This window comes from Achromobacter pestifer, from assembly GCF_902859625.1.
GTDB lineage: Bacteria > Pseudomonadota > Gammaproteobacteria > Burkholderiales > Burkholderiaceae_B > Achromobacter > Achromobacter pestifer.
The window spans coordinates 1,538,596-1,557,975 of sequence record NZ_CADIJX010000001.1 but is presented as its reverse complement, the minus strand read 5'-3'; the positions used below and the strand labels follow the sequence as shown (position 1 = coordinate 1,557,975).

15 protein-coding genes are annotated in these 19,380 nt (G+C 65.6%); 6 read left to right on the top strand and 9 right to left on the bottom strand.

Annotated features, from left to right (window positions below; all coding sequences use genetic code 11):
- A partial coding sequence (locus tag HV753_RS06765) for a M20/M25/M40 family metallo-hydrolase (protein ID WP_175173605.1) occupies positions 1-177 on the top strand: 177 nt, incomplete at its 5' end.
- Positions 178-193: 16 nt separating this feature from the next.
- Here HV753_RS06765 and HV753_RS06760 read toward each other — a convergent pair.
- The 4 genes from HV753_RS06760 to HV753_RS06745 all read right to left on the bottom strand — a co-directional run bounded on the left by HV753_RS06760 (position 194) and on the right by HV753_RS06745 (position 5,012).
- Positions 194-1,459 (bottom strand): ABC transporter substrate-binding protein, encoded by a 1,266-nt coding sequence (locus HV753_RS06760; protein WP_175173604.1) that lies wholly within the window; start codon positions 1,457-1,459, stop codon positions 194-196.
- Between the two features lie 143 nt (positions 1,460-1,602).
- Positions 1,603-2,346: a GntR family transcriptional regulator gene (locus HV753_RS06755; RefSeq protein WP_175173603.1), complete on the bottom strand. Its 744-nt coding sequence runs from the start codon at positions 2,344-2,346 to the stop codon at positions 1,603-1,605.
- Positions 2,347-2,348: 2 nt separating this feature from the next.
- Entirely contained in the window at positions 2,349-3,968 is a 1,620-nt protein-coding gene (locus HV753_RS06750; protein ID WP_175173602.1) for an AMP-binding protein, read from the bottom strand.
- A gap of 3 nt (positions 3,969-3,971) precedes the next feature.
- Complete coding sequence (locus tag HV753_RS06745; protein ID WP_175173601.1) at positions 3,972-5,012, bottom strand: cyclase family protein; 1,041 nt, start codon at positions 5,010-5,012, stop codon at positions 3,972-3,974.
- 120 nt (positions 5,013-5,132) lie between these two features.
- On the opposite strand from HV753_RS06745, the gene HV753_RS06740 reads away from it, so the two are divergent.
- On the top strand, positions 5,133-6,128 hold the full coding sequence (locus HV753_RS06740) for a Bug family tripartite tricarboxylate transporter substrate binding protein (RefSeq protein WP_175173600.1): 996 nt from the start codon (positions 5,133-5,135) through the stop codon (positions 6,126-6,128).
- Positions 6,125-6,847 (top strand): SDR family oxidoreductase, encoded by a 723-nt coding sequence (locus tag HV753_RS06735; RefSeq protein ID WP_175173599.1) that lies wholly within the window; start codon positions 6,125-6,127, stop codon positions 6,845-6,847. Before HV753_RS06740 ends, HV753_RS06735 begins: the two co-directional genes overlap by 4 nt.
- 21 nt (positions 6,848-6,868) lie before the next feature.
- Here the strand turns inward: HV753_RS06735 and HV753_RS06730 are convergent, their stop codons facing one another.
- Positions 6,869-7,756: a GlxA family transcriptional regulator gene (locus HV753_RS06730; protein ID WP_175173712.1), complete on the bottom strand. Its 888-nt coding sequence runs from the start codon at positions 7,754-7,756 to the stop codon at positions 6,869-6,871.
- 90 nt (positions 7,757-7,846) lie between these two features.
- Between HV753_RS06730 and HV753_RS06725 the strand changes: the two genes are divergently transcribed.
- Entirely contained in the window at positions 7,847-8,521 is a 675-nt protein-coding gene (locus tag HV753_RS06725) for a DJ-1/PfpI family protein (protein WP_175173598.1), read from the top strand.
- A gap of 12 nt (positions 8,522-8,533) precedes the next feature.
- On the opposite strand, the gene HV753_RS06720 is transcribed toward HV753_RS06725, so the two are convergent.
- A complete protein-coding gene (locus HV753_RS06720; protein ID WP_175173597.1) occupies positions 8,534-9,016 on the bottom strand; it encodes an Lrp/AsnC family transcriptional regulator in 483 nt (160 codons plus the stop codon).
- 132 nt (positions 9,017-9,148) lie between these two features.
- Here HV753_RS06720 and HV753_RS06715 point away from each other — a divergent pair, with 132 nt between their 5' ends.
- Positions 9,149-9,781: a LysE family translocator gene (locus HV753_RS06715; RefSeq protein WP_175173596.1), complete on the top strand. Its 633-nt coding sequence runs from the start codon at positions 9,149-9,151 to the stop codon at positions 9,779-9,781.
- A 16-nt stretch (positions 9,782-9,797) separates the two neighbouring features.
- On the opposite strand, the gene HV753_RS06710 is transcribed toward HV753_RS06715, so the two are convergent.
- Entirely contained in the window at positions 9,798-11,684 is a 1,887-nt protein-coding gene (locus HV753_RS06710) for an ABC transporter ATP-binding protein (protein WP_175173595.1), read from the bottom strand.
- 354 nt (positions 11,685-12,038) lie between these two features.
- Positions 12,039-12,959: a LysR family transcriptional regulator gene (locus HV753_RS06705; RefSeq protein ID WP_175173594.1), complete on the bottom strand. Its 921-nt coding sequence runs from the start codon at positions 12,957-12,959 to the stop codon at positions 12,039-12,041.
- A 153-nt stretch (positions 12,960-13,112) separates the two neighbouring features.
- On the opposite strand from HV753_RS06705, the gene HV753_RS06700 reads away from it, so the two are divergent.
- Complete coding sequence (locus HV753_RS06700; protein ID WP_175173593.1) at positions 13,113-15,698, top strand: penicillin G acylase; 2,586 nt, start codon at positions 13,113-13,115, stop codon at positions 15,696-15,698.
- On the opposite strand, the gene cydC is transcribed toward HV753_RS06700, so the two are convergent.
- Complete coding sequence (gene cydC / locus HV753_RS06695) at positions 15,670-19,290, bottom strand: thiol reductant ABC exporter subunit CydC (RefSeq protein WP_175173592.1); 3,621 nt, start codon at positions 19,288-19,290, stop codon at positions 15,670-15,672. The two genes, HV753_RS06700 and cydC, sit on opposite strands and share 29 nt — an antisense overlap.
- Positions 19,291-19,380: the final 90 nt, after the last annotated feature.

The following is a 19,380-nucleotide window of genomic DNA, read 5'->3' as shown; positions in this document are numbered from 1 at the left end:
GCGGGCCATGACGCCGTGTACATGGCGCCCACCGGCCCCATCGGCATGATCTTCATCCCCTGCCTGAATGGCCGCAGCCACTGCCCCGAGGAATGGATAGAGCCCGCGCAGTTGCTGGACGGCACCCGGGTCCTGTACCAGTCGGTGCTGGAACTGGACCGCGTGCTGCGCGGCTAGTCGAGGCAGGGCGCGGCTACTTCTTCACCAGCGGGCAGGTGGACTTGGACAAGGGCATGAACGCCTGATCCCCTGGCAACGTCGCGACCAGTTTGTAGTAGTCCCACGGCCGTTTGGATTCAGACGGCTGTTTGACTTCAAACAGGTACATGTCGTGCACCATGCGGCCATCTTCGCGAATGCGGCCGTTGGTGGCGAAGAAGTCGTTGATGGGCATGGCCTTCATCTGCTTCATGACGGCCGTGGGTTCATCGGTGCCGGCCGTTTGCACGGCCTTCAAGTAATGCATCACCGACGAATAGGTGCCCGCCTGGCTCATGTTGGGCATCTTCTTCAGCTTGTCGTAGTAGCGCTGCGACCAGGCGCGGGTCTGGTCATTCATGTCCCAGTAGAAACCTTCGGTCAGGGTCAGCCCTGCGGCGGCTTCCAGGCCGATGGCGTGGATGTCGTTGATATACAAGAGCAACCCGGCCATCTTCTGGCCGCCCTTGGTCAGCCCGAATTCATTGGCGGCCTTGATCGCGTTGACCGTATCGCCGCCCGCGTTGGCCAGGCCGACAATCTGGGCCTTGCTGGATTGGGCTTGCAGCAAATAGGACGCGAAGTCGCTTGACCCCAACGGATGGCGCGAGGCGCCCAGCACCGTGCCGCCGTTGGCCTTGACCACCTCGGTGGCCGAGGCTTGGAGGGTGTGGCCAAACGCATAGTCGGCCGTCAGGAAGTACCAGGTCTTGCCGCCTTTTTCGACGGTGGCACGCGCCGTGGTGTTGGCCAGAGACCAGGTGTCATAGGTGTAGTGCACGGAATAGGGCGAGCACAGATCGTTGGTGATGCGTTCGGTGCCGGGGCCGCTGAAGACCACGATCTTCTTCTTTTCGCGGGCCACTTCCAACACGGCCAGCGCGGGCGCCGACCCCGCCACGTCCATGATCGCGTCCATCTTTTGGGTGTCGTACCATTCGCGCGCCTTGGCGGCGGCGATGTCGGCCTTGTTCTGATGATCCACCACCATCAGGTCGACCTTCTTGCCCAACACCGTGCCGCCAAAGTCGGCAATCGCCATTTCGGCGGCGACGGCGCTGCCCTTGCCGGTGACGTCGGCGTAGACGCCGCTCATGTCCAGGATCAGGCCCAGCCGGACGACGTCATCCGAGATGGCGGCGGGTTGCGCCTGCGCATGGACGGTGGCCGCCGCGGCTGCGGCGATGGCGGTGATGGCGAAAAAACGGGTAAGCGTGCTGCGGCAATGCGATGAAATCCGGGGCATGTTGGCGTTAGCCATGGTTTGTCTCCTCTTGTGCCGGATCTGTCTGAAACTGCTGGCGCTTGGATGGCGTGCTGCCGCGCTCTGTGTGGGGTCTGGCCGCTAAAGTGGTGTCGTGGCGGGTTGGGCTCCTTGATCTGCCGGGCTCGGTGGCCTGGCCATTAACGTTGGGTCAGTAGATCGAATTCCATCCGCACCTTGCGGAAGGGGAATTCCAGCCGCGCGAAATACACCACGCGACCGTCGATGCAGGCATAGCGGCGCAGCTCGGCAACCGGCGAGGACACGGGAATCTGCAAGGATTCGGCGGATTCCTGGCCTGCTTCGATCACATTCAGCACTTGGCGCGCTTCCGTGATGCGGGCGCCGTAGAACTGGTCCAACACGGGCGCGACCGTGCTTTTCTGGATGCGCGCCCGGTGCTTGCGGAACAGGCCGCTTTCCAGGAAGACCTCGCTATAGCAGAACGGCCCGGCGTCGGTGGTGTGAACGCGCCGCAGATACTGGAACAGCCCGCCGCGGTCGGCCTCGCACGGCATGCCCAGCGTGTCCGGCAGGGGAGAATCGGCGCTGGACTCCACCAGCGACACCGTGCCCAGCTGATTGCTCAGTTCCACGGTTTCGGCCCAGGTCTTGGGAATCAGCAGCGTCGGCGTTTCTGGCAGTTCAGCGTTGACGAAGGTGCCCGATCCGCGCGAACGCCGAATCAGCCCGTCTTGCTCCAGCAGCCCGAAGGCCTGGCGGATGGTCGCCCGCGAGATGCCATAGGTTTCCATCAGCGATTCCAACGGCGGGATCTGTTGGCCCGGCCGCCAGGTGCGGTTCTGGATATGGCTGCGGAACAGCGCCGCCGCTTGCAGATAAAGCGGTTGGGGGCTGCGCGAGAAAAGCTTGCGGGCGGGCATGGTCAGGGTGTCGAGGGCGTGGTGGCGGAGTCCGAGAGCATAGCCTCCGCCATCTCACGCAGCCGATGCTTCTGGATCTTGACCGAGTTGGCGCTTTCCACGGAAGGAAAGGCGTCCAGCGCGGTAAAGCCCGCAGGCACCTTGAAGCCGGCCATCGCTGCCTTGCAAGCGGCGGTCCAGCCTGTGGCGTCGGCCGTGGCGCCGGGTTGCAGCAGCACGAAGGCGTAGGGCACCGTCTTGCCGTGGCGGGTGGCGCCCACCACCTGGCAGGCCCGCACGCCGGGCAGGGTTTCGATCAATTGCTCGATCTCGACTGGATTCACCAGAAAGCCGGACAAGCGGAGCGAATCGCCCATGCGCGTCTGGAATACGAACTGGCGCGGGGTCAGCGTGTAGCCCAGATCGCCCGTCTTGAAATAGCCATCTTCCGTGGTGGCCCCACGGGTGGCGTCGGGGTTGTCCAGATAGCCCTGCATCAGGCTGGGCGACAGGATTTCGATTTCGCCGGACTGGCCGTGCGGCAGCACCTGGCCGGTTGCGGGATCGCGGGCGCGTACGCGGGCCTCGGGGTAGACCAGGGTGCCGCCGGGCAGGTGTTGCGCCGAGACGTCGCCTTCGGCGGGATCCCGCGGTTGGCCTGCCACCAGGGCGATCAGTTCGCTGGAACCGTACAGGCCTGTCAGCGGCACGCCGGCCTCGCGGGCCAGATCCAGCATGTTGTCCAGCGCGGGCGTGAAGCTGGCGAAACCGAACAATCGCGCCGAGGCGAAAGCGTCCGCGGGCGCGGCTTGCATCATGCCCACCAGCGCCTCGTTGTTGGCATAGGTATGCGTGACGGCGTAGCGGGCGATGGCATCGGCCGACTGCGCCGCATTGAAGACGGGCGCGCAGACCACCGGCACGCCTTGCGCCAGGCCCCCGACCAGCGTGGCAAAGCCGAATGCGCCGCAGAAGGGCGCGCTGGCCAGCACGCAACTGCTGTCGTCATAGCCATAGGCCTGGGCCACCGCCGCGCCGTGGCGCAGCAATGTCTGCTGGTCGTGCAACACGAATTTGGGTTTGGAGGTGGTGCCCGATGTGGTGAAACACAATACGCCCGCGTTGGCATGCGCGGCGGGCGCAGGGGAAGCCTCGGCCAGCAGGTCGGCATAGCGGTAGGCCGGCTTGCCCTGGATGGATGTGGCGGACGGTTCATCCGCCTCGGTCAGCGCGACCACGCCTTGCAGGCGCGTCAGGTGTTCGGGCGCGACGCCATCCAGGATGCCCTGGAAGTCGATGCCCTTGAAACCGGGCCGGAACAGCAGCCAGTCCGCCTGTCCTCGGCCCAGGATGTCGGCCGCTTCCAGCGCGCGAAAGCGGGTGTTGACGGCCAGCACCAGCGCGCCCAAGTGCGCGCAGGCCAGAAAGGATTCCACCCATGCCGCGCAATTGGGCAGCCAGACGGCCACGCGATGGCCCGGCCGCACGCCGATGCGGGCCAAGCCGGCGGCCAGCGCCCGGCTTTGCGACCGTAGTTGCGCCGCGCTGATGCGCTGATCCTGGTCGATCAGCAGGGTGGCATCGGGTTGGCGGGCGGCCAGCGCGTCCAGGTGGCCGCTGAAAGTCGATAGGGCCAAGGTCATGGCTTACACCGTGGCGATGGGGGTAACGGGGGAGCCCACCGCGCCGGGCATCCTCAAGGGGGGCGCGGTCAGCAGGAAGCGGTTGCGTCCCTGCGCGTGCAACCAATCCGCCAGATCCTTCAGATACCAGAGCTCTGCCAGCGGCACCCCCAGTTTGAACAGGCAATGGTGATGCAGCGGCAGGATCGAATGGCCCGGCCCGGAGGTACGCGCGGGATAGGACTCCACCGCGTAGTTGTCCGCGCAGATGGCGGCCACGCCGCTGGTGGTGATCCAGTCCAGCAACGCGGTATCGGCGCCATCCAGCACGGCGCCGGTCTGCTCAAGCGCGTGCGGGTCGGGTTGGCCATTCATGGCGACAAGGCTTTCCGCGAAACCGGTGCGCAGCACCAGCATGTCGCCCGGCTCCAGTTCCACCTTCTGTTCGCGCATGGCGGCTTGCAGTTGGGCATGGCCCACCAGCGTGCGGCCGGGTCCGAACGCACGCGCCAGATCCACCAGCACGCCACGGCCCTGCATGCCTTTTTCGGCATAGCGGCTGACACTGAGTTTGCGCGCGTAAGAGCCGCCAGGCGGGCAGCAGGCGTTGCCGGACGTGTCGGGGTCGGCGCCGCCGAACACATCCACCCCGGCGGCAAAGCCGTTGTAGTAGACGCGGCGGGCTTCGCCATCGCCCTGAATGTCGAACAGCGCGCCCACGTGGCACAGGCCATCCCATTGCGTGGAGTACTGCATGGACAGCGTGACCTGGTCGTCTGACAGCACGTCGATCGCTTCAGGCTGCACCTGCGACATCGCAAAGTTCAGGTAGGGCGTGCCTTCGCGAAAAGTGGGTTTGAGCGTGGGGGCGTGGCGCCGCGGATTCAGCACGTTGCCGCCCGGCAGATCCAGCGGAAGCGACAGGCAGAACACCTTGCCCGCGCGCACTTCGCGCACCGCCTGCAACACTTTTTCTTCCGTCAGCAGGTTCAGCCTGCCTAGCTCGTCGTCCGGCCCGAAGTCGCCCCAGGTGGATCCTTCGGGGCGTTGCGTCCAGCGTTTCATTTGCTTGTCTCCTTTCGGTTTTCTGTGTTTTTATAACTATAGTACGTATTTACGTACTTTGAGTATCCACACGCCTTAAGAAGAAACCCGCAACCAGCGGGTTCGATAGGAGACAAATCCATGATGCAATTCGTGCACCCGCGCGCCGGGTGGCGTTGCCTGGCCGCCGCCACCCTGGCAGTACTGGCCTTACCCGTGGCCCATGCCGCCGGCTATCCCGACCACCCCGTCACCGTTGTCGTGCCGTACCCGCCGGGTGGGGGCGCCGACATCTTCGGCCGCGCCATCGCCAACGCGCTGCAACCCGGCCTGAAGCAGACCGTCCTGGTGGAAAACAAGCCCGGCGCGGGCGGCAACATCGGCATGGCCTACGTGGCTCGCGCGAAGGCGGACGGCTATACGCTGGGCCTGGGCACGATCGGCACGCAGACCATCAACCAGTTCCTCTACAGCAACATGGCGTTCGACCCCGAACGCGACCTGGTGCCGATCGCGCTGGTATCCACCACGCCGAACGTGATCGCGGTCAGCGCCAAGTCACCCTACAAGACGGTGGCCGACGTCATCAAGGCTGCCAAGCAGTCGCCGGACAAGAAGCTGACCTACGCTTCGCCGGGCATCGGCTCGTCCGTCCACTTGACGGGGGCGTATTTCGAGGCGATGTCCGGCGTGACCATGCTGCATGTGCCGTTCAAAGGCACGTCCGCATCGTTGCCGGCCGTGGCGGGCGGGCAGGTGGACTTGCTGTTCGACAACCTGCCGGGCGCCCTGGCGCAGATCAAGGACGGCCATCTGGTGCGCGGCGTGGCGGTCACGTCGGCCCAGCGTGATCCGTCGGTGCCGAACCTGCCCACGGTCGCCGAATCCGGTTTGCCCGGGTTTGACGTGACGGCATGGTTCGCCCTGTACGCGCCGCGCAATACGCCGGCCCCGGTGGTCAAGCAACTGATCGATGCCGCCCGCAGCGGCTTGCAAAGCCAGGTCATCGCCACCAACTTCGCCACGATGGGCGCCAAACCCGGTACGCTTTTCGGTGACGACCTGGCCGCCTTCGAGCGCGACGAGCGCAAGAAATGGGGCGGACTCATCAAAGACAAAGGAATCACTGCGCAATGAACGCTCCCATCGCTCTCGTCACCGGCGGTAGCCGGGGCATAGGACGCGCCATCGTGGCGCGTCTGCTCACGGACGGCTATCAGGTCGTCAATTTCAGCCGCCGGGCGCCCGACGAGATCCTGCCCGGCGAGACCTTCCGTTCGGTGGACCTGGGTGATGCGCAGGCGACCCGTTCGGCCGCGCGCGAGCTGGCGGCCGAATTGCCCGTGCTGCACCTGGTCAACAACGCGGGGATGATCCAGGTCGCCAATATCGAAGACGTGTCCGAAGCGGACTTGCAGCGCACGATGGCCCTGAACATCACCGCACCCGTGCTGCTGATGCAGGCACTGCTGCCGGGCATGCGGCAGGCGGGCTATGGGCGCGTGGTCAACATCGGCAGCCGCGCGGCCTTGGGCAAGGGGGGGCGTTCGGTCTACGGGGCATCCAAGGCGGGGCTGGCCGGCATGACGCGCACCTGGGCGCTGGAGCTGGCCGCCGATGGGATCACGGTGAACACCGTGTCGCCAGGGCCGATCGCGACTGAATTGTTCAATCAGTCGAATCCGCCGGGGCAGCCCAAGACGCTGGCGTTGGAAGCGTCCATCCCCGTGGGCCGGGTAGGGAAGCCGGACGAGGTGGCGCACAGCGTCGCGATGTTCCTGGACAAGCGCGCCGGCTTCATCACCGGGCAGTTGCTGTATGTGTGCGGCGGCATGTCCGTGGGCCTGGCCGGCTAGAGGCTGTCGATGATCGGCATGTCAGGGGGCCGGCCTTTTGTGTAGCGGTCCCACGTGTTGTTCCACCGTCTTGCGGGACATCCTGCCGGCGCTTTGCAGCGCGCTGGCGCGTTCTTCACGCAGACGCCGCAATACTTCGGTGGGCGGCACGCCGAAATGCGCTGCGAATTTGCGTTGGAAGGTGCGGCGCGACATATGGCAGGCATCCGCCATGTCGTCCACCGACCAACGCGCCGACAGCCGGGCCTCGATCTTCTCGACCAGATCGCGGAACGGCGCGGCCACGCGGTCTTGCAGGCGCAGCGTCTGGCTGTACTGGCGCTGGTCGCCGTCGCGGCGCATGAACACGACGAGCCGGCGTGCCACCTGTTGCGACAGCGTGGCGCCGTGATCGCGTTCGATCAAGGCCAGGGCCAGATCGATGCCGGCAGTCACGCCGGCCGAGGTCCAGTACTTGCCGCTTTCCACGAAGATGCGGTCGTCCTGCACGCGCAGGGCGGGATACATCAGGCGTAACCGATCGGCCGATCGCCAATGGGTGGTGACGGCGCGGCCGTTCAGCAGATCCGCCGCGGCCAGTACGAAAGCACCGGTACAGACGCTGCAAGTGCGCGGGGTCCCGGCGTCGCGGCGGCGCAGCCACGCCCGGGTTTCCGCATGGGCGCTGGCGCGGTCCACGCCGGGGCCGCCGGGCACCAGCAGCATGTCCACCGGCGCATCGCCATCCTCTTCAAAGGTGGTGTCGACCTGCATGCGCAACCCCTGTTCCCAGGTGCTGATAACCGGCGTGGCGGCAATCGTGCGCAATTGGTAAAGCGCCTTGCCGGCTTCCTCGTTGGCCGAACTGAACGCCTGCCAGGGGCCGGCCAGATCCAGGGGCTGGAATCCGTCGAACAGCACGAACAAAATGCGTTGTGGCGCACTTTCGGCCTGTTGTGGCGCAATGGATCGGGCGCGTCCGCCTATGCTGGACGCTGGCGTTCTTGAAGGAGCATCGTCATGCATGTGAATTTTCTCTTGTTCGACGGGTTGACCCAATTGGATATGACCGGCCCCTATGAAGTCCTGGCGAACGCGCCGGGCTTCACCGTGGATTTTGTCGCAAAAACGCGCGATCCGGTACGGTGCGATCGCGGACTGCAATTCGTCCCCACGCAGACGCTGGAATCCGCGCCCGCATGCGATCTGCTGGTCGTGCCTGGCGGGCCGGGCACGGATGATGCCATTGTTGACCCCGATTGGGTGGCGTTCACGCGGCGGCAGGGCCTGGACGCGCAATACGTGTTCGGCATTTGCACCGGGTCGCTGTTGCTTGGGGCGGCAGGTCTCTTGCGCGGCAAGCGCGCGTCCAGCCATTGGCGGGCGCGTGAACTGCTGTCGCGCTTTGGCGCGATCCCCAGCGACGAACGCATGTGCGTGGACGGCAACCTCTACACGGCGGGCGGTGTCACGTCGGGCATCGACATGGGCTTGAAGGTGGTGGCGGCGCTATGCGGTGACGACGTTGCCAAGTTGATCCAGTTGCAGATCGAATACGACCCCAAGCCGCCGTTTCCGGGCGGCACGCCGACGACTTCCGAGCCGGCGGTGGTCCAGCGCTACCTGGCGATGTCGCAGGCGCGCTTTGAACGGCGTTCGGCGGCCGTGGACCGGGCGGCGGCAGCCATGTCCTAGGGACCACGAGCGCTACTTGCCCAGATGGTCCAGCGGCAGCGGGCTTTGGGGCTTGATCGTCTGGATGGCGAAGTTGCTGCGGATATCCTTCACGCCCGGCAGCTTCAGCAGCGTACCCAGCAAGAAGCGTTCATAACCGCGCAGGTCCGGCACCACCACTTGCAGCAGGAAGTCGGATTCGCCGGAGACCAGATGCGCGGCAATCACTTCGGGCAGCGCGCTGACTTCCTTGCGGAACTGCTCGGCGTCGCGCTCGTGGTGCCGCTCCACCTTGACGCCGACAAACACCGTCAAGCCCAGGCCCACTTCGTCAGGGGCCAACCGGGCCTCGTAGCCCTGGATCACGCCGGCGTCTTCCAGCATGCGCACGCGGCGCAGGCAGGGCGAAGGCGACAGGCCAATCTGTGCGGCAAGCTCCACATTGGTCAGGCGGCCGTTCTGCTGCAAGGCCTCAAGAATTCGCCGGTCGTAAGCGTCCAGGTCGTGTTTTGGCATGAATTAAGAAAATTGATTTAAAGAGAAGTCGAATATGCCAATCATAGTAATCGGGTTGGCATGAATCGCAAGCACATGCCAGCTGGATTTTCCTAGAATGTTCGCCTTCACAGCATGCGTGGGAGCGCGGTTATGGCCGATATGGCGATGTTTCTTGGGGCCTTGTTGATTGTGTATGTGGTGCCCGGGCCGGACATGATCCTGTTGCTGGAGACGGGCGTGTTGCGGGGGCGCGGCCAGGCCCTGGCGGTTGCGGTCGGGCTGGCCATCGCGCGTGCCGCGCATGTGACATTGGCGGCGTTGGGGTTGGCAGCCTTGTTCAAGACTCATCCCTGGGCGTTCGACGCCGCGCGCACGGTGGGGGGGTGCTATCTGGTGTGGCTGGGCGTGCGCTTGCTGCGCGCCGGACCCGTTACCGTCGACCCCTCTGGCCAGGACGCGCCGCGCGGGCCGGGCCTGGGCGGGGCGTTGCTGAGTGGGGTGCTGACCAACGTGCTCAACCCCAAGGCTTTGCTGTTCTGCTCGGTGCTGTTGCCGCAATTCGTGTCGCCGGCCCATGGGCCGATCGGCCAGCAATTCGCGGTGTTGGGGGTGATTCTGGTTGGCCTGGGGTTGGCGTTCGACGTTGCCTGCGCGCTGGCAGGCGGGGCAGTGGGCCGCTGGATGTCGGCCAACCCCCGTGCGCAAAAAGTGCAAAGCCTGGTTTTCGGCACCGCGCTGATCGGTTTCGGCCTGCGCCTGACGTTCGCCCAGCGCCCCGCCTGAGGCGGGGCGCGTTGGGTCACTTGCCGAAAGCGTAGCTGCCTTCGTCCACGTCTTCCTCCTTGGCGGGCGGCGGCGTGGCGCCGTCTTGCAGTAGCTCGGCGGCCGTCAAGCCCTTGGTCAATTCCAGGGCCTGGCGCTCGAACAGGCGCCGGTACAGACCGCCCTTCAGGCGGATCAACGCATCGTGGCTGCCTTCTTCAATGATGCGGCCATGGTCCATCACCAGCAGACGGTCCAGCGCACGCACGGTCGACAGGCGGTGCGCCACCACCAAGGTGGTGCGGCCTTCCATCAGGCGATCCATCGCTTGCTGGATCAGCACTTCGCTTTCACTGTCCAGGCTGGAGGTGGCTTCGTCCAGGATCAGGATGGGCGAATCCGCCAGGAAGGCCCGGGCAATCGCCACGCGCTGGCGTTCGCCACCCGACAGCTTCACGCCGCGCTCGCCCACCAGCGTGTCGTAGCCCTTGGGCAGCGTCATGATGAAATCATGCGCGCTGGCCAGCCGGGCGGCCTGCTCGATCTCGGCTTGCGTGGCGCCGGGACGGGCATAGGCGATGTTCTCCGCCAGGGTGCGGTGGAACAGCACCGGATCCTGCTGCACGATGGCGATCTGGCTACGCAGCGACGCCTGCTTCACCTGGGCGATGTCCTGCCCGTCGATGGTGATGCGGCCGTCATTGACGTCATACAGGCGCTGGATCAGCTTGATGAACGTGGTCTTGCCCGAGCCCGAATGCCCCACCAGCCCGACGCGCTCGCCCGGCGCGATGCGCGCGGAGAATTTGTCGTATAACGCCGTGTTGTGCGAGCCATAGCGGAACGTCACGTCCTCAAAGCGGATTTCACCCGCCGTGATGTGGATCGGGCCGGCGCCCGCGCGGTCGGCCACCCCCAGGGGTTGCCGTTCCATCGCCACCAGTTCTTCCATGTCGTTGACCGAGCGTTGCAGATTCCGGATGTGCATGCCCACGTCGCGCAGATAGCCTTGCAACATGAAGAACATCGTCAACGTGAAGGTGATGTCGCCCACGCTGGCCTGGTTGCGCGACCACAGCAGCAGCGACGCGCCCAGGATGGCGGCTTGCATCGCCACCAGCATCGCGCCCTGGATGCCGCCGTTCAATGTGGCGCGGACCCAGGTGCGGCGCGTGCGGTGCCGCCACTTGCTGACCACGCGGTCCAGGCGCGCTTCCTCGCGCGATTCAGCGCCGAATGCCTTGACCACCGCGTTGCAGCTCACGGCGTCTGCCAGCGCACCGCCCATGCGCGTGTCCCAGGCATTGCCCAGGCGCGCGGCGGGCGCCACGAAGCCCAGCGACAAGGCGGCGGTGACGGCGATGTACAGCACCGAACCCAGGCCCACCACCAGCCCCATCAGCGGCCAGTGCGCGCCCAGCAAGGCCGTGGCGCCCACCAGCATCACGATTGATGGCAAGAGCGCCACCAGCAACGTGTCATTCAAGATGTCCACGGCCCACATGCCGCGCGTGATCTTGCGCACGGTCGACCCGGCGAAGCTGTTGGCGTGCCAGTCGGTGGAAAAGCGCTGCACGCGGTAGAAGGCGTGCGACACCATGCCGTTCATCATCTTCAACGTGAAGGTGATGATGTTCTGGAACACGGCCTGGCGCAGCAAGGTGCCGCCCACGCCCAGCGCCACCAGCAGCCAGAAGGCGGTGATGGCAGCGCTCCAGGCCAGTTCGTTGCCGCTGGATCCGGAAGCCACGGCGTCGACCAGGCGGCCGGCGTACATCGGTGTCAGCACATCCGCCACGGCCGACAACAGCGCCAGCAGCACGATGACCAGGGTGCGCCAGGGCTGCAAGCCCCAATGCCGGAAGGTAAAGCCCAGGACGTCTTTGAAAGCCTGTCCTCGAAAATCTATTTTTTTTCTAGCCATAACAATGGCCTGGCGGCACAAGACACGCCAGGATGTCCTTGTGAGGAAAGAGGGGATGACAAGCCAAGTGCCCATGGGCACCGGCGACTGCGTTCAGAGGTTGTGAGCAGGCACGGAGGACCAGTCGCTAGGTAACGGTCTAGCGATGGCTCCGCGCGGGCGACGACTTAATGGCGTCGCGGGGACACGCGCGGGATGGCGTTGGGCATGGGGTGAATCATCATGCAGCCTCCCTGTCGGTGATTTGAGTGGACGAAAAAGGAAATGGGCAAAGGCCCGTATTGCTGATTCTATAGAAGTGATGTAGGCGAATCAACGGGCGCGCGCATCAGCCGCGGCCGGTGTGGGTTTTTTTCAACGGGGGCGGAATGCCGCGAACTCCGTCCAGCATTGTTGGGTGAACGCATATAGCGCGTCCTGCGCCGTCAACGGCGTGCGGCCGGCCAGACGGGCCAGTACATAGTGGCCCTGGCGCTGCGGGTCGGGCGGAATCGGCACTTCCACCAACCAACCCGCTTCCTGTTCACGGCGGGTCACGCAGATCACGCCCAGCAGCAGCGTGTCGGTATGCCGCGCCAGGTTCACCAGCGGCTCCAGGTTTTCACAGCGCGTCGTCACCATCAATTCAGGTGCGCCGCCCGGGCCCAGGGTTTCGGCCAGGCGCAGCGATACCTCGGGGCTGAGCGTGCTGGAGGCGACCGGGTACTGCCGGATCTGCTCGATGCCGACGCGCTTGTGCGCCAGGATGGGATGATCCTTGCGGCACACCATGCCGGCGCGCAACGGTGAGAGCGGGCGGGTCTCGATATCGGCGGCGTCATACAACATGCGGGCGTCGCAGACCATCGCGTCGATGCGTTCTCCGCGCAGCATGTCCAGCAACATTGCCGTGGCGCCCAGTTCGACATCGACGCGCACATGGGGATGATTGGCGGCCATGTGGGCCAGGAAGGGCGACAGCAGCAGGGACGCGGGCGCGGGGCTCAGGCCGATGGTCAGCGTGCCCGATTCGCCGCTATGCAGTGTCTTCAGTTCGCGCAGCAGTTCGGCCGCCTCGAAGCGCATGCGGCGGGCGCGTTCCGCGACGCACGCGCCATATGGCGTCAGGCGGACGCTGCGCGTGCCACGGTCCAGCAGCGGCAGGCCAAGTTCCGCTTCCAGCGCCTGGATGCTGCGGCTGAGCGCGGGCTGCGACAAATTCACCTTTTCCGCCGCGCGTGAAAACGTGCCGTGTTCGACCACCGCCAGCAAGTGTTTGAGTTTCTGGAAATCCATGTGTCCACCGCATTAAATCTATGAAATAAATGCATTGGAATTATAGTTTGGCGATTCGTATGATGGGTCGAAGACGGTGCCCGCAAGAGGCGCCGCGCCCCGCGTCCGAGACTCGCATCGCGACGCGGCCTATAAATTCGGAGACAGATTCACATGAAGCAGCATTTGTTGTTGGCCGCCATTCTGGCGGCCTGCGCGGGCGTGGGCCCCGTCCACGCGCAACCTTCCTCGGCCGCCGCCGCGCCTCAAGGTGACGAGGCCCGCGCCTTGCGGCCGGCAGGTGGGCAAGTGACCATCCGCCGCGACGATTACGGCATGCCCCATGTGTATGCCAACACGGTGTACGGCATTTTCTATGGCTATGGGTATGCCGTCGCGCAAGACCGCCTGTTCCAGATGGAGATGGCACGCCGCAGCACGCAGGGCCGCGTGGCCGAAGTGCTGGGCGAGAAAATGGTGGCGTTCGACAAATCGATTCGTGGCAACTTCTCGCCCGAACGCATCCAGCGTCAATTGGCTGCGCTGCCGGCTTCCGAGCGTCAGATCCTGGACGGCTACGCGGCCGGCATGAACGCCTGGATCGCGCAAGTGCGCGCCAAGCCCGGCAGCCTGATGCCGAAGGAATTCAACGACTTGCAGTTCCAGCCGTCCGACTGGACGCCCTACGATGTGGCGATGGTGTTCGTGGGCACCATGGCCAACCGCTTTTCGGACGCCAACAGCGAGATCGACAATCTGGCGCTGCTGACTGCGTTGAAGGACAAGCACGGCGATGCGCGCGCCATGCAGATCTTCAACCAGTTGCGCTGGATGACCGACAGTCGTGCGCCGACGACCGTGCCCGAGGAAGAGGGGGTCTACCAGCCCGGTCAGCCTGACGCAGCGCATCCGCCGGCCAAACTGTCCTACGCATTGCCGCGCTATGACGGCACGCCGCCCATGCTGGAGCGCGTGGCGCGCGACCCGCAAACGCGCGGCGTGCTGGATGAAGCGCCCGCCGCCGCGCCTGCGCGCCTGCTGGCTCAGTTCGCGGAATCGGGCCAGCCCGGCATCGCAGGCTTTCCCACCACCAGCAATATGTGGATCGTGGGCCGAGATCATGCCAAGGACGCGCGCTCCATCCTGTTGAACGGGCCGCAGTTCGGCTGGTGGAACCCGGCCTACACCTACGGCATCGGCCTGCACGGCGCGGGCTTCGATGTGGTGGGCAATACGCCCTTCGCCTATCCCAGCATCCTGTTTGGCCACAACGCGCACGTGACCTGGGGGTCGACCGCGGGTTTTGGCGACGACGTGGATATCTATGCCGAAAAGCTCGACCCTGCCGACCGCACCCGGTACTTCCACAATGGCGAATGGAAGACGATGGAAAAGCGCACCGAGCTTATCCAGGTCAAGGGCGCAGCCCCCATCCTGATGGACGTCTATCGCACGGTGCACGGCATCGTCACCAAGTTCGACGATACGCAGCACGTGGCCTACGCCAAGGCGCGCGCCTGGGAAGGCTACGAGCTGCAATCGCTGATGGCCTGGACGCACAAGGCGCAGTCGCGCAACTGGGATCAATGGAAGCAGCAGGCCGCGCGCCATGCGCTGACGATCAATTGGTACTACGCCGATGATCGCGGCAACATTGGCTATGCCCACACGGGCTTCTATCCCAAGCGCAAGCCTGGCCACGACCCGCGCCTGCCCGTGCCCGGCACCGGCGAAATGGATTGGGATGGCATGCTGCCGTTCTCGACCAATCCGCAGGTCTACAACCCGCGCCAGGGCTTCATCGCCAACTGGAACAACCAGCCCATGCGCGGCTATCCCTCGACCGACCTGTTCGCCATCGTCTGGGGCCAGGCCGATCGCTACGCCGAGATCGAAACGCGGCTGAAGGCGATGACCGCCAACGGCGGCAAGGTCAGTGCGCAGCAGATGTGGGACTTGATCCGCACCACCAGCTATGCCGACGTCAACCGCCGCCACTTTCTGCCGTTCCTGCAACGCGCGGTGGCCGGCTTGCCGGCTGACGATGCGCGTGCGCGCCTGGTCGCGGGGCTGGCATCCTGGGATGGCATGGGCACCAGCGACAAGCAGTCGGGCTACTACGACAACGCCGGCCCGGCCGTGATGGATGCCTGGCTGCGCGCCATGTTGAAGGCGACCCTGGCCGACGAGATGCCCGCCGATTTCTTCAAGTGGTATAGCGCCACGGGCTACCCGACGCCGGCCGCGCCCGCCACGGGGTCGGTGAATCTGACGGTGGGCGTCAAGGCATTGTTCAACGCCTTGGCTGGCAAGGACGCCGGGGTGCCGCAGCAATACGATTTCTTCAACGGGCAGCGTCCGGAAGCCGTCAGCCTGGCTGCGCTGGACGAGGCGCTGGCGACCTTGCAGAAGGCGTATGGGCAGGACCCCGCGTCATGGCGCATTCCAGCGCCACCGATGGTGTTCGCGCCCAAGAACTTCCTGGGCGTGCCGCAGGCGGACGACAAAGCCGTGCTCAGCTATCCGGCCACGCAGAACCGCGGCACCGAAAACAACATGACGGTGTTCGACGGCAAGGGCGTGCGCGCGGTGGACGTGGTGGCGCCGGGGCAGAGCGGTTTTGTCGCCCCGGATGGCACCGCGTCCGTTCACACCCGCGACCAGTTCGACCTGTACAACCAGTTCGGCAACAAGCGGGTCTGGTTCACGGATGCCGAAGTGCGCGCCAACGCTAAGTCGGTAGAGACGCTGCGCTATTGACCGCGTAGCCACCCTGGTGGCTGGCCAGGCGCGCATAGGCCCCTTGCTTTCTCAGCAACTGGTCGTGCGTGCCGGACTCCGCCAGGGTGCCGTGTTCCAGCACCAGGATCAGGTCGGCGTCACGGATGGTGGACAGCCGATGCGCGATCACCAGCGTGGTGCGGTGGCGCATCAACGTATCCAGCGCGCCCCGCACCTGCATTTCGGACAAGGTGTCCAGGTGCGAGGTCGCCTCGTCCAGAATCAGCACGGGTGCGTTCTTCAGAAAGGCCCGCGCGATCGAGATGCGCTGGCGCTGGCCGCCCGACAACTGCATGCCGCGTTCGCCAACTGGCGTCGCCAGCCCTTCGGGTAGTGTTTTCACGAAGTCCGTCAGCGCCGCCTGATCCAGCGCGCGGGCCAGTTCCTCGGGCGTGGCTTCGGGACGCGCCAACCGGATATTGCCTTCCAGCGTGTCGTTGAACAGATACGTGTCCTGCGTGACCAAGGCCACACGTTCGCGCAAGCCGTCCAGTTGCAGCTGGCGCACGTCCACGCCATCCAGCTTCACCACGCCCAGGCGGGGATCCCAAAAGCGCAGCAACAGGCTGGCGACCGTGCTCTTGCCAGCGCCGGAGGCGCCCACCACCGCCACCGTCGTGCCCGCAGGCGCCTTGAAGCTCAGGTCCTTCAAGGTGTCTTCCTGCTTGCCCGGGTAGGCAAAGCTGACGTGTTCAAACGCCAGCGACAGGCCGTGCGTGGCCACGGGCGGCGCCAGCGGGCCGTCGATCACGGGCTCGGGTTCGTTGGCGACGACATGCAGGCGGCGCGTGGCCGCGATGGTGTCGGCCAGTTGGCGGCTGACTTGCGAGATCTCGGACACGGGCAGGAAGGTGGCCAGGGCAATCAGCACCAGCAGCGGCAGCATGCTGGCTGACAGCGCACCGGCCGATACCTGCAAGGCGCCGACGACAGCGACGGCCAGCCCACCCAAGCCCATCGCCACTTCAAACCAGGCCGTTTGCCGGGACAGGTCGCGCAGGATGTCCAGGCGGCGGATGCGGTATTGGTCGGCCACTTTCAGGAACTGATCGCGGCGGCGGCCAGTGGCCTGGAAAGCAGTCAGGTCGGCCAGACCCTGAATGGTGTCGGTGGTGTGGGCGCTCATTTCGCCCAAGGCGTGGCGGGCTTTGTCGCCCAGGGCATCGACGTGGCGGCGGCCACGCACCGGCGAGACCAGCGCATAGGCCAGGAAGGGCAGCAGTGCCAGCGCCACGGGCCAGCTATACACGCCCAGGAAACCCAGCACCGACAACGGCACCAGCACCGACACGATGGCGGGCGCGATGGTGTGCGCGTAGAAGTACTCCACCATTTCCACGTCTTGCGTCGCCAGCGCCACCAGATCGCCAGAACGGCGTTGCAGCAGATAGGCGGGCGCCAGGCGCTCCAGCTTGTCGTAAAGCTTGACCCGCATGTCGGCCAGCAGTTGGTAGGCCATCGCATGGGCCAGCCACGATTCCAGCCAGTGGAACAGCGCGGCCAGGGGGGCGGCAATCAGCAGGCCCACGATCAGGCCGGAAACATCCTTGCCATCACGGATCGCAGCCACGATCAGTGCGCTGAAGACGCCCACGCCGATGAACGCGGCCACGCGCGCCACGCCCAGCAAGATGGTGGCGGTCAGGGTGCCGCGCCATGGGCGCACGACGGACAGCAGCGTGCCCAGGGTGGCACGCCAGCCCACTTGTTCGGCGTCGTCGTCCAGCGACCGCAGTGCCGGGCCTTGCTTGGCGTCGGACGCCGCTTGCGGCGCGTCTTGTGGGGGCGCGCTTGCCGTGCTTGCCTGGGCCGGCGCGGATGAGCTGGCCGACGGGTTCTGATGGGCGGCGGCCTGCTCATGCATCAGACGGTAGTACAGGCCGCGCCCGGCCATCAGTTCCGCGTGCGGTCCAGCTTCAACGACCCGGCCCTGGTCCAGCACCAAACTGCGGTCGGCGCCAATCACGCTGGCCAGCCGATGGGCCAGGATCAGCGTTGTGCGGCCCGCCATCAGGCGGTCCAGCGCCTGCTGGATCAGGGCCTCGTTTTCGGTGTCGACGGAGGACAGCGCTTCGTCCAGGATCAAGATCGGCGCGTCGCGCAACAACGCGCGGGCAATCGCCACGCGCTGGCGCTGGCCGCCCGACAATTGCAGGCCGCGTTCACCGATGCGGGTGGCGTAGCCATCCGGCAATGCCATGATGAAATCGTCGATATTGGCGGCGCGGGCGGCGGCGCGCACCTGTTCGTGGGTGGCGTCAGGGCGGCCCAACCGCAGGTTGTCGTCGATGGTGCCGTGGAACAGCGTGATGTCCTGGCTGACCAGCGCGATGTGCGACAGCAGGGTCTGCGTGTCCAGCGTATTGACGTCATGGCCACCCACCCGGATGCTGCCCGATTGCGGCACGCATTCGCGTAGCAGCAGGCGCACGATGGTGGACTTGCCAGCGCCGCTGGGGCCCACGATGCCGACCCGTTCACCCGCCGCGATGCGGAACGCCAGGCCTTGATGGGCGGGGCGTTCGGGCGTGTAGGAGAACGCCACGTTGTCGAATTCGATGGTCGGGGACAAGCGGGCAGGCGCGGCCCCCGAGGCGCGTGCGTCCGGGGCCGGCGTCAACGGTTGCGCATCCATCAAGGCATGGATGCTGACTGCCGCCGATTGGCCCAGCATGCCGCGATGCAACACCGAGCGCAGGTCGCGCAGCGGGCGGAAGATCTCGGTACCCGCCATCAGCACGATCAGCAGCGCTTCGACGCTCATGTCGCCCGATGCCACGCGCCAGGCGCCCAACGTCAAGGCCAGCGCCGCGCCCAATGCCACACCCAGGTCGCTGATGCCGCGCGTCAACAGGCTCACCGACAGCACCCAGAACGTGTTGTCCGACAGGCTGCGGGCCTTGGCGGCCAGCCGGCGGCCCCAGGCCTTGCCCTGGCCATAGGATTTCAGGGTGGGCAGGCCTTGCACCGCGTCCAGGAAATCTTCACCGAAGGCGTTCAGCGAACGGGTGCGCGCCTGGCTGGCGCGGCGGTCCAGCATGTGTACCGCCATCGGGCCGAACAGCGCGAACAGTGCCGCGACAAGGAAGACCAGCGCGGTGGGCACGTCCCAAAACGCGATCACGGCAAAAATGGCGAAGGGCGCCGCGGCTGCGATCGCGACCTGTGGCAGATATTGGCCAAAGAAGGTCTGCAATTGCTCAACGCCGTCCACCACCGTCAACATGACGCCGCCGGTGCGCTGGTTGGCGAACCAGGCCGGTCCCAACGCCACGATGCGGTCATACAGTTTGCCGCGCAGCGTTTGCTGGATGGCGGCGGACGTGCGGTTGGCCTGCACCGTGCGCCAGTGATCGAAGAGCGCGCGCAGCAGCACCATCGCCCCGACGCACAGGGCGGGGGCGAGCCAGTCCTGCCAGGGGGCGCCGTCGAACACGCGGGCCAGCAACTGGCCCAGGAAAACGTAGCGGGCAATGCCTGCCGCCAGGGCCAGCAGGCCCAGGAAGATGCCGCCCGCCATGCTGGCACGCAGCCCCGCGGTCAACTGCCACAATCGAGAGTCGAAATACATATCAATGCTCCATCCAGAACTTGCATGGTCACTGATCCGCACGCCCTACGAAAGCGATAGTTTTTCAATCATGGGTTGAGATAAACTCAA